Source organism: Fundidesulfovibrio butyratiphilus (assembly GCF_054657235.1).
Genome location: NZ_BAAHXA010000001.1, coordinates 1,193,973 through 1,204,992, shown reverse-complemented (window position 1 = coordinate 1,204,992; position 11,020 = coordinate 1,193,973). Strand labels below are relative to the sequence as shown.

Genomic DNA, 11,020 nt, shown 5'->3' with positions numbered 1-11,020 from the left:
GGGAGAGGGTGCGTCCGCCAAGGCGGTAAGTCAAGCGGGTCCGTGCTTCAAGTGTTTTCTCCCGGAATTTGAAAAACGGCAACGCCGGTGTTTCGGCGTGTCCCGGTTGCGACAGGCCTCCCTTGCGTCCAAAACAACGGAATGGACGCTCCGCTCGCGCCCCGTGCGGGATATACGTTCGCGCGTCGGCCGGTCGGAGCGCCGTTTCGGCCCGGGGTCGCGGACGGTTTCACGGCTCGGAGGGTTCCCGCTCCAGGTCGGCGAAGTTCTTGCGCACGCGGGCCAGTTGCCGCCGGTAGGATTCGGCATCGCCGTAGGAAAAGAAGAACCGATAGCGGCTGTGGCGCGACGCCGCGGGCCTGGCGTGGCGGATGGGGCACCAGTACTGCTCGGTGCGGGCGGCCACTTCGCGCACGTAGCTTATGATGCCGTTGAAGTATCCGCAGTAGAGGCAGTTCACCTTTTCAATGAGGTTCAGGTATTTGAGGTGGTGCCGGTCCAGGATCACGTGGTCTGCGCGTGTCACCTTGGGGATGGCGTAGATGGGAAAGCAGATCCACTGGTACAAGGTGACCACAATGTCCATGACCAGGCACGGCAACAGGGCCGACCAGATGATCGGAACGGTCAAGATGGTCATCACCCCGGATTCGCGCACGTATTCCGACCATTTGGCCGCCATCTTCCTGTGTTTGGCTTTGACCTCGGCCTGAAAGCGCACCTTCTTGTTCTCAAAAGTGTAGAGGAACTCGTGCTGGCGATTGTCCAACTCGCGGGTGAGCCGCTTTTCCAGGGCTTCCATACGGTCGAGAATGTCGTCGATGCTTTCCATGAGGGGGTCCTTGGGTTGGCGTTACGGAATTTCGAAGCTCGGGTCGAAGACGCGCGGTGGCGCGGTGTTTTCGGGGTGGACGCAGGGGAGCGGCTCGGCCGCTACGAGACGACGTGACGTTCGTGTCGCTTCCTTGTCAGTATCCACGCCCTATGGGCTCGTTGAAACAGTCGATTCTTGCAGCCTGTGCAAAAAACTTGCTGGCAAGGCGCGCAAACAAGTCAAGCCCGAAGCGTAGTTGGCATCCGTTGAGGGTTTGCGTTTTTCGCAGCAACGCAGCCAGCAAGAATTTTTCAACAGGCTGCTATGGGCATCCGCGCGATCGGTATGCGCGTATTTCGTGGATGTCGCACTAGAAGTTGGGACTGACTCCCGTGTCGCCGCGGGGCTGGTTGGTGTCCGGTTCAGGGGGCGTCGCGGAGGGCGTCGCGCCGCGGGGCCGGTTCGGGGAAGCGGCGGACTCCGGGCCCTGCCTTGCCGTCTGGTCCAGTCCGGTGTCCGGGCGCACCACGCCGGCCTGCACCAGCTTGGCCAGCAGGCCCTCCATGGCCTTGCAGCATCCGGTGAACCCCTCGGGAGTGAGGACCAGGCGGACCCGAGGGGTCTTTTCGTTCTTTTTTTCCGGGGAGATGCTGTAGAAGTCCAGACGCAGGGCTCCTCCGGAAAAGCCCGCGCCCAGCACGCCGTCCACAAAGATTTCCTGGGTCATGGTGATGGCCTCGCGGGTCATGGTTCCCGCATGGTTTCGTCGAAGGTCTTGATGAGCGGATACAGAAGATAGGTGATGATGCGGCGCTTGCCCACAGCTATTTCCGCGGTCAGGGTCATGCCGGGCAGGAGCGCGGCGTCCTTGGGCACGGCCCGAAGCTCGGTGGAGGAAAGGGCGATGCGGGCCCTGTAGAAGGCCTGGGCCCCGCCTTCCGGGGGGTTCTTTTCCAGGGCGGCGGCGCTCAGGGTGCGCACGCGCCCTTCGAGCACCCCGTGGCGCTGGAAGGGAAAGGCTTCGAGCTTCACCCTGGCCGTGTCGCCCTCGCGCACGTAGCCCACGTCGGCCGCGCGCACCTCGGCTTCGGCTTCGAGCTTGGCGTCCGCCGGCACGATCACCGCGGCCGCGTCGCCCTTGTCCAGCACCGAACCCACGGAGCGCTTGGCCAGTTCGAGCACCGTGCCGTCCGCCGGGGCGCGCAGCACCACCATCTCGGACAGATGCGCGGCCTTGCGCTCGCGTTCGGCGGTCTGTTCGATGTCGCGTCGCGTCTCCACTAGGTCCTTGAGGGCCTGGGAGCGCCATCCGCTCTCGTAGCTTTCCTTTTCGGCCTTGGCCCGCTCCAGGGACTGGGCCAGCTCCTTGGATTCGCTGCCCAGTTTGACCAGTTGGGTTTCGGCATCGATGCGCCCGGACTGGGCCTTCATGTATTCCAGCCGGGAGCTGGCGCCGCGTTCGAACACGTCGCGGTGCATGCTTTCGAGCTCCTGGGCGATGCGAATCTGTTTGCGGGCCTGTTCGGCCGCGCGGGCGTTAGTGGCCAGCTTGGCCTCCAGCTCCTTCACGCTTTGAACCAGGCTCTGCACCTTGGCCTGGTGCTCCTGTTTGCGCCTGGCCATGAGCTCGCGTTGGGCGGCCAGGTTTTGCGGGTCGATGTCCTGGGGCTTGGGACAGGCCGGGGCGGTTTCGCACTCCAGCCGCCAGGCCTGGGCCTTGAGGCTGGCCAGGCGCTTGGCCTGCTCTTCCAGCCCGGTGTCGGCGAAGGTGGGGTCCAGGGTGATGAGGGCCTGGCCGGCCGTGACGCGCTGTCCGGGCGAGACGTGTATTTCCCGGATGATGGAGGGTTCCAGGGTCTGCACCACCAGGTTCTCTCCCGGTCCGAGGAGCTTGCCCTGGGCCGTGACCACCCGGTCCACCTTGGCCACGCAGGCGAAGATCAGCAGGCAGACCAGAAACAGCGCGGCCAGATGCAGGGTGAGCCGGGCGCGCATGGGCGGCGGACCGGTTTCGATCGCCCGGGCCGGGGGCTGGAAGGCGGCGAAACGCTCGGCCGGGGGGGCGGGGCGCTGCTTGCGCTCGGGCAGTCGGAGGATGCGGCGGACGGGCAGCATGGTCATCTCTCGATCACGGCCGGGCCCGTCGGCCGGCCGAGCACGTGGCGATTCTGGCTGCGCCACAAGTCCCGGTAGGGGGCGCACCGTTTCAGGAGCTCTTCGTGCGTGCCGCTGTCGGCCACCCGGCCCTTGTCCATGACCACGATGGAATCGGCCCCGGCCAGCATGGAAAGCCGGTGGCTGATCATGATGGTGGTGCGTCCGCTGGCCATCTTGTCCAGGTTGTTCTGGATGATCTCCTCGGATTCGGCGTCAAGGGCGCTGGTGGCCTCGTCGAAGAGCAGCACCCGGGGCCGGGTGAGCAGGGCCCGGGCGATGGCCAGGCGTTGGCGTTGTCCGCCCGAGAGGTTGGAGCCGTTTTCCTCCAGCGGGGTGTCGAATCCTGCGGGCAGGTCGCGGATGAACTCGTCGGCTCCGGCCAACCGGGCGGCCCAGGCCACCTCCCCGAAGCCGGCCGACGGTGCGGACAGGGCGATGTTTTCGCGCACGGTGCCCCGGAACAGGAAGTTTTCCTGCAACACCACGCCGATGTGACGACGCAGATGGGTGAGGTCGATCTCGCGAACGTCGTGTCCATCCATTTTCACAAGACCGGAATCCGCCTGGTAGAGGCCCTGCAACAGTCGACCCAGGGTGCTCTTGCCCGATCCGCTGCGTCCCACCACGCCGATGAAGCTCCCGGCCGGAAAACGCAGCGTCACCCCGTCCAGGGCCGCGCGCGCTCCCGGAGCGTAGCGGAAGGTCACGTTTTCGAAGGCCACGTCGCCCGAGAGGGTTGGGCGCAGGCCTCCCCGGGTGGGGGGGCGTTCCGGGGTTTCGTTCATGATGGTGGCCAGCATGCGCACGGCCAGGGCCTTTTCCTGGTATTCGTGCAAAAGCGACACGATCTGCACCAGAGGATGGGTGACGCGCCCGGCCAGCATCTGAAAGGCGATGAGCGCGCCCACGGTCATCTGGTGGTCGAACACGAGAAACACCCCCAGCCAGGGGATGGCCAGGCTCATGAGTTTTTCCATGAGCCCCACCGTCGCCGTGGCCCCGGCGGAAATGCGCCCCACGTCCAGGCGCATGGAGACCGTCCTGGCCGACAGGTCGTCCCAGCGTCTGCGTTGGGCCGGTTCGAGGGAAAGCGATTTCACGGTCTCCATGCCCCGGATGGTCTCCACCAGAAAGGCCTGGCGTTCCCCCTCGGCCTGGTAGAGCCGCAGGAGCCGGCCCTTGAAGTAGGGCACGAGCAGGGCCAGAAACACGGCCAGCGCGGCGGAACAGACCAGCACCACCCCGGTGAGCGCCAGACTGTAGCAGGCCAGCACCGGCACGAACACCACCAGGGCCATTCCGTCGAGCAGGGTGAAGAACAGCTTGCCGGTGAGGAACTCGCGGATTTTGTCCGGCTGTTGCATGTGCTGCACCAGCACCCCGGCGTGGCTGCGTCCGAAAAATCCGAGCGGCAGGGCGACCAGCTTGGCGAAGGTGCGGGTGGCGATGCGGATGTCCATGCGGGCGATGGCGTCCTGCAACAGGTAGCCGCGCAGAAAGGTGAACAGGGCGTCGAAGACGAGCGCCGCCACCATGCCCAGGCTCAAGACCTGCAAGGTCGACAGGCTCTTGTGCACCAGGACCTTGTCGATCACGATCTGAAAATACATGGGCAAAGCCAGGGCCAGGGCCATGAGAAAAAGGGAGGCCAGGGCCACGTCGAAGAAGGTCTTGCCCTGGCGCTTGGCTTCCGGGACGAACCAGCGCAGGCCGAAGGGCTGGTTTTCGTCGCCGAGCGGCCAGGCCCGGCGCAAGAGCACCGCCTGCCCGGTCCACTCCCGCGCGAAGCGTTCCAGCGGCCAGGTCCGTTTGGCCAGGGGCAGGGCGGCGGGGTCGACCAGATCCACCACCGGGATGGGCGGTTGCGGGTCGTGCGCACCCTCGGGGCCTTGCGGCTCGTGGGATGGAAAGGGCTCGTGCGGTTCCGGGGGGGCGTCGGACGCGAAGGCCCGTTCGGTCGGGGGGGAGGAGTCGTCGCCGGGGTGTCCGTTTTCGCCGGATGCGGGTTCGGGAACGCGCCTGGCCAGTCCCGCTCCGGCCACGATGACCATGCGCCCGTCGTCCATGCGGGCGATCAGGGGGAAGGCCTCGCCCAGGTGGGCCAGGTCTTCGGGGGCCAGGGTCTTGGACCAGGATTTGAACCCGTGCTCCCGGGCCAGGGCGGCCAGTTCGTCCGGGCTTGGCTCCTGTCGGCCCAGGGCGTGGTGATGGGCCAGGCCTTCCAGGGAGAGGTCCAGCCCGTGGTGGCGGGCCACCAACACCAGGCAGCGCAGTCCCGACCGGCCGGGGCGGGGTTTGACCAGCAGGACGCGCCCGCTCCAGTTCTTTTCCAGGGTTTGACGGTCCAGCTTGAGCGGGCCGGGAAGCCGGGCCAGGGGATCGGCCACCAGGGCCAACCCCTCGCCCAGGGGGGAAAATCCCAGGAGCACCACGGCGTTGCCGTTGTCGAGCAGGGCCAGGGCCGGCTTCGGGTCGAGCGCGGCGAGGTCGTCCCAGACCAGGGTGGCGGGGGTGGCTTCGAAGCCGGCGTCGTCGGCGATTCTGGCCAGGGTCTCTTGGTCCGGTTCTTGGCCGTCCAGGTCGAAACGCTCGGCCTCGCGGGCCGGGTCGAAGGGCAGGCCGTAGGCGTCGGCCACGGCCTTGAGGCAGGCCAGGGCGGTGATCATGGGCATGACGGGTGTCCGTGCGGGGTCTTGGCCCGCGAGAAGTGGCGCATGGGGGCTTTCGGTCCCTAGCCGACGACGCGGTTGCGGCCGTCGTGTTTGGCTTCCTGCAGGTTGTGCTCGGCCTGCTCGTAGAGCTCTTGCGCGTCCCGTCCCCGCACGGGGATCGTGGACGCCACGCCCAGGCTCACGCTCAGAAAGGGGCCTGACGAGCAGGAGCGATGGGGGATTTCCAGGGCGCGCACCGCCTGGTTCAGGCTGCCGGCCACGGCCATGGCCCCGTCCCGTCCGGTTTCGGGCAAGATCACCGCGAAATGGGTGCCGCCCAGGCGCGCGACCATATCCGACGACCGGCGGGGCGTGCGACCCATGGCGGACGCGACGACCGACAGGGTTTGGTCGCCGTGCATGTGGCCGTAGACGTCGTTGAAGGCCTCGAAGTCGTCCACGTCGATGAGAACGAGGGCCAGCTCGCGCTGATAGCGCATGGCGCGTTTCCACTCCTGGCCGAAATACTCCCTGAATTTCAGGCTGTTGGCCAGGCCGGTCAATTCGTCGCGGGAGGTGATGGCCTCCAGGTGCTCGCGGTAGCGTTTGAGGTCGATCTGGTTGCGCACCCTGGCCAGCACCACGGCGGCCCGAAAGGGTTTCTGAATGTAATCCACGGCGCCGATTTCCAGCCCCCAGGTTTCGTCCTCTTCGTCGGTGGAGGCGGAGACGAACATGACCGGTATGTCGCGCGTGACCGGATCGGCTTTGAGACGCGAGCAGGTTTCGTACCCGTCCATGTCCGGCATCATCACGTCGAGCAGAATGAGGTCGGGGTTGCGGCTCGCCGCCATGTCCAGGCATTCCTGGCCGCTGGCGGCCTGGAGTACGTCGTGTTCCTGCTCAATCAGCCGGCCGAGCCGGAGTCTGGTCATGGAGCTGTCGTCCACCACGAGGACGAGGCCCCTGTGGGGCGGATGATCGGTCATGCGTTGTCCCAGGGGGTGGTTTCGCCGCCGGGGGCCGGTCCCGAGAACCGGATGGCGGTCAGTATCGGATCCAAATGTTCGGAAAGTTCGGTCAACAAGGCCGCGCAACCCGGCCTGTCGCTTTGCCGCGCGGCCTGCTCCAGGCGAAAGGCCGTTTCCGACAGGGCTTGCGCTCCCAGGTTGGCGGCCACGCCCTTGAGGGTGTGGGCTTTGGAGGCGGCCGCGGCGAGATGGCCGGCCGACAGGTCGTTTTGGAATTCGTCGCAAAAGCCGCCGTAGCCGGCGGAAAATTCGTCCATGAGTCTGCGGTAGAGGCGGGTGTTGCCGCCCAGGCGTTGCAGGGCGTGTTCAAGGTCCACGCCGGGATAGCCGGGCAACCGGGTGGCCAGGTTGCGTTCGCGCTGGACCGGGGCCGGCTGGACGGGTTTGCGTCCCGGTCCCGGACGCACCCATTTGCCCAGGGTGGCCAGCAGGTCCGCAGGCTCCACGGGTTTGGCCACATGGTCGTTCATGCCGGCTTGCAGGCAGTCGTCGATTTCCTTTTTCATGGCGTGCGCGGTCATGGCGATGATGGGCAGGGCGCTGCGTCCCAGCCGGCCCCGGATGATGCGGGTGGCTTCCAGGCCGTTTAAGACCGGCATCTGCACGTCCATGAGCACGGCGTGGTACTGGCCGCCCAGGCGGCGCACCTTGTCCACGGCTTCGCGGCCGTTGGCGGCCAGGTCGACTTCCAGTCCCGCGCCGCGCAAAAGCTCCACGGCGACCTGCTGGTTGATGGAGTTGTCTTCGGCCAGAAGCACCCGGCAGCCCTCCAACCCGGTGCGCGCGGCTTGTCCTTCGGCCTGGGCCGTTCCCGGCTCGGGCCCGGACTCCTGGCCGAAGAGCGCGGCCAGGGCCGCATCGGCCAGGGCCTGGGGCAACACGGGCTTGAGCGCCACCCGGTCCACTCCGGCCTGGGTGGTGACGCCGGTCAGTTCGTCCCGGTCGAAGGGCGAAAGCAGCAAAATCTTGGGCGTGGGGTCGAAACTCGGATTGTGCCTGATGCGCGAGGCGGTTTCCAGTCCGTCGAGCCCGGGCATGTGCCAGTCGAGCACGATCAGGTCGAAGGGCCGTTCCCCGGCGAGCAGGTTGCGGTTGAGCGCGTCCAGGGCCTCGGGGCCGTTTGCGGCCCTGTGGGCTTCGAACCCCAGGTGGGTGAGGTCGGCGGCCAGAATGTCCAGGGCGGAGGGACAGTCGTCCACGGCCAGGGCCTTGAGTCCCTGGCATCTGGGAGAGGCCAGGCGGGAGAACAGACGCTCCTGCCCGGGGAGGCTGAAGGGAATGGTGAAGCTGAACACGCTGCCCGCGTCGGGTTCGCTTTCCAGGTGGATGGCCCCGCCCATGAGCTCCACCAGGCTTTTGCTGATGGAAAGTCCCAGTCCCGTGCCGCCGAACTGGCGGGTGGTGGAGCCGTCGGCCTGGGTGAAAGGGGTGAAGAGCTTGGCTTGCAGGTGCTTGGGGATGCCCACGCCCGTGTCGCGCACGCAAAAGCGCAAGAGGGTGCGGCCGTCCGCCGTGCCCTCCGGCGCGACCCGGACTTCCACTTCGCCCTGGCGGGTGAACTTGACCGCGTTGTCGATGAGGTTGGTGAGCACCTGGCCCAGGCGCAGGGGGTCGCCCACCAGTTCGGCCGGGGTCTCCGGCGAGAGGCGAAACAGAAGCTCCAGGCCTTTTTCCGCGGCCTTCACGGCCAGAACGTTGGCAATGTCCTGCAGCACCTGGTCCAGCCGGAAGGTCCTGGCCTCCATCTGGAACTTGCCGGCCTCGATTTTGGAAAGGTCGAGCACGTCGTTGAGCAGTCCCAGGAGGGTGCGCGCCGCGGCCTGGATTTTTTCCATGTAATCGCGCTGTTTGGGGGTGAGCTGGGTCTTGAGGGCCAAGTGGCTCAGTCCCATGATGGCGTTCATGGGGGTGCGTATTTCGTGGCTGACGTTGGCCAGGAACTGGCTCTTGGCCCGCACGGCCTCTTCGGCCAGGTTCTTGGCCCGCTCCAGGGCTTGCTCGGCCTCGAACTTGTGGGTCACGTCGTTCATGATCAGGAGCAGGTGGGGCTCGGCGCTGCTGGTGAAGGGCGTGAGGATCAAATCCACCCGCACCCGGCGGTCGAATCCGCCGATGAAGTGGCTTTCGCGCAGACAGGCCTCGCCGCTTTCCAGGGTGGTTTTGGCCTCGGCGTTCAGGCCGAAGGTCACGCCGCACTCCGCGTCGTGGAAGTTTTGGGAGAGCAGTTTTTCCCGCGTGGTTCCCAGGATGTTGGCGGCGGCCTGGTTGGCCAGCACGCAGGGGCCGGCCGCTTTGTAGGCGATGATGCCCAGCGGCGAGTGCTCGATGATCTTGCGGTTCAGGTCGAGCAGCTCGGTCATGGCGCGTTCGCTTTCCAGGCGGTCGGTGATGTCGGTGATGATGGAATGTAGGAGTACCTTGCCCCTGGTCTCCACCCGGGCGCTGTTGATCTCCACGTCGCGCACTCCGAGCACGCTCCGATGGCGCATGCGGAAGGTGGAAGGGACTCGAGCGGCCTGCTCCATGGCGGCCCGCACCTCTTCGACGGGAAAAATGTTCACTTCGGTGATATGTTTTTTGTTCAGGCCGTCGCGGGTCAATCCGTAGAAAGCCAGGGCCGCGGGGTTGGCGTCTTCGATGAGTCCGGTGGCGGTGTCCACCAGGAGCTGAATGCTGCGGCTGCCCGCGAACATCTGGTGGTAGCGGCGGTTGGAGTCGGCCAGGGACAGGGCGTCCTCCCGGTTGCGCTGGTGCAGGGTGGTGAGGGTGATGTGGGCCAAGGCGGTCAGAAGGACCACCGCGATGGCCCAGAGCCTGGCCGGTCCCGTCTCCAGAACCGGATCGAACACGAAGAGGGTCATGCCGCTTTGCGGCCAGGAGACGCGGCTGACGTGCTTGGTGTTGCCGTCCAGGACGATTCGTCCTCCGGCCGGAGGGGCGCGGGTCAGCACCGGGTCGTCCACGAGTTTTTCGTACAGGCGCGACTGGCGCAGGGCGTCGAACTCTCCGTGGTCCAGGGGCGCCAGGGGACGCCAGGCGAAGCGCGGATCCGTGGAGGCCAGGACCACCCCGTGGGAATCGGTGAGCAGGGCCACGCCCTTGCCGCGCACGATGTCGCCGAAATTGTCCAGCTTCACCTTGATAACGGCCACGCCCAACGCGCGCGATCCGGGGTTTTCCATGCGCGCGGCGGCATAATAGTCCGGGGCGCGGGCCGTGGCTCCCATGGCCGCCGCGTATCCCTGTCCCGAAAGAATGGCCTGGACGAAATAGGGCCGGAACGCCTTGGATTTGCCCAGGGGACTGGTGGGCCCGCGCCGGTCGGACGCATTGGTCACCACGCCCGAAGTGTCGGTCAAAAAGATCACGCTGTGGGGGATGGCCGCGGCCAGCGAGTCGATCAGGGCGTCCACTTCGCCGTTTTGCATTCGTTCGGCCGAGGACCGGGCCATCCCGGTCAGGCGATCGGCCAGAAAGCGGGCGAAACGGTCCGAGGAGGTCATTGTGGATTCGACGCTTTTCACCGTGGCCGCAAAGGCCGTCTCGGTCAGGAGCTCGTATTTTTCCTTGGCCCTGCGATCCACGGCCTGGGTGAGAAGCCAGCCCACGACCAGGATGACGACCAGACCCGCCGCCATGCGCAGGCCGTCGGGCATGGCGGCCGCCCGTTTGGCGGTGTGGAAACGTCCCCGGAAGAGCACGAGCCGGGCGCGCCAGAGGGCGGCGGCCATGACGGCGGCCAGCAAGGCGCGCACCGCGGCCACGGGCACCCCGGTGACCGTGAAAAAGGTCCACATGTTGACCGAGCGGGCCAGGGGCAGGTTGGCGACCGGAACCAGGACCCCGGCCGTCACGGCGTACAGGGCCATGCACGCGGCAGCCAGCCCCAGCGGCCAGGTCGGGGCGGGACTGAGGTCGCGGTAGCGCCACAGGGCCAGGGCGGCCCACAGGGCGGCGGGCAGGGCCAGCAGGTAACGGAACGCGGCCTGGGCTTCCGCCGGGCCGGCAAGCAGAAAGACCGAGGCGGTCAAGGCCAGGGCCGGGCCGATCCAGGTCGGGGGGGGATGTTTGGTCAGGGCGGCGTGGGACTGGCGGGCGAATTCGAAAAGCAGCAGGAACGAGGCGGCCATGAATACCACGCGTATCCAGGCCAAGGCCGGGATGTCGCCCAGGTCGAGGGCGGCCATCTCCAGCCATTGCATGGGGCCGCGTACGGCCCCGAAAAAACACAACGCCCGCCACGGCCGCCAGAGCTCTCCCGAACGCGCCACGAGCCGGGCCGAAGCGGATAAAAGGATAAAGCTCAAACCGTAAAGAAAGTAGACGTAATCGAGCTCTTTAAGAAAAAAAGCGTTAGCCATGGGTCA

The 11,020-nt window shown here is 66.6% G+C and carries 6 protein-coding genes; all 6 read right to left on the bottom strand.

Going from position 1 to position 11,020, the window contains the following annotated elements:
- Positions 1 to 229 precede the first annotated feature (229 nt).
- The gene (locus tag ACYQ01_RS05815; protein WP_459932882.1) at positions 230 to 832 is read right to left on the bottom strand and encodes a hypothetical protein; all 603 of its coding nucleotides are present in this window, start codon (positions 830 to 832) and stop codon (positions 230 to 232) included.
- A 352-nt stretch (positions 833 to 1,184) separates the two neighbouring features.
- Positions 1,185 to 1,562: a hypothetical protein gene (locus tag ACYQ01_RS05810; RefSeq protein WP_459932881.1), complete on the bottom strand. Its 378-nt coding sequence runs from the start codon at positions 1,560 to 1,562 to the stop codon at positions 1,185 to 1,187.
- Entirely contained in the window at positions 1,559 to 2,929 is a 1,371-nt protein-coding gene (locus ACYQ01_RS05805; RefSeq protein WP_459932880.1) for an HlyD family type I secretion periplasmic adaptor subunit, read from the bottom strand. The genes ACYQ01_RS05810 and ACYQ01_RS05805 overlap by 4 nt, the downstream gene beginning before the upstream one ends.
- A gap of 2 nt (positions 2,930 to 2,931) precedes the next feature.
- The gene (locus ACYQ01_RS05800) at positions 2,932 to 5,643 is read right to left on the bottom strand and encodes an ABC transporter transmembrane domain-containing protein (protein ID WP_459932879.1); all 2,712 of its coding nucleotides are present in this window, start codon (positions 5,641 to 5,643) and stop codon (positions 2,932 to 2,934) included.
- A gap of 59 nt (positions 5,644 to 5,702) precedes the next feature.
- Positions 5,703 to 6,611 carry a GGDEF domain-containing response regulator gene (locus tag ACYQ01_RS05795; protein ID WP_459932878.1) on the bottom strand — a complete coding sequence of 303 codons (909 nt, stop codon included), beginning with the start codon at positions 6,609 to 6,611 and terminating at the stop codon, positions 5,703 to 5,705.
- Complete coding sequence (locus ACYQ01_RS05790) at positions 6,608 to 11,014, bottom strand: response regulator (RefSeq protein WP_459932877.1); 4,407 nt, start codon at positions 11,012 to 11,014, stop codon at positions 6,608 to 6,610. The genes ACYQ01_RS05795 and ACYQ01_RS05790 overlap by 4 nt, the downstream gene beginning before the upstream one ends.
- Positions 11,015 to 11,020 lie beyond the last annotated feature (6 nt).

Excerpts from the sequence above, each read along its gene's own strand:
- ACYQ01_RS05810 (WP_459932881.1), bottom strand. The coding sequence starts at position 1,562 with ATGACCCGCGAGGCCATCACCATGACCCAGGAAATCTTTGTGGACGGC.
- ACYQ01_RS05800 (WP_459932879.1), bottom strand. The coding sequence starts at position 5,643 with ATGCCCATGATCACCGCCCTGGCCTGCCTCAAGGCCGTGGCCGACGCC.
- ACYQ01_RS05815 (WP_459932882.1), bottom strand. The coding sequence starts at position 832 with ATGGAAAGCATCGACGACATTCTCGACCGTATGGAAGCCCTGGAAAAG.
- ACYQ01_RS05805 (WP_459932880.1), bottom strand. The coding sequence starts at position 2,929 with ATGCTGCCCGTCCGCCGCATCCTCCGACTGCCCGAGCGCAAGCAGCGC.
- ACYQ01_RS05795 (WP_459932878.1), bottom strand. The coding sequence starts at position 6,611 with ATGACCGATCATCCGCCCCACAGGGGCCTCGTCCTCGTGGTGGACGAC.
- ACYQ01_RS05790 (WP_459932877.1), bottom strand. The coding sequence starts at position 11,014 with ATGGCTAACGCTTTTTTTCTTAAAGAGCTCGATTACGTCTACTTTCTT.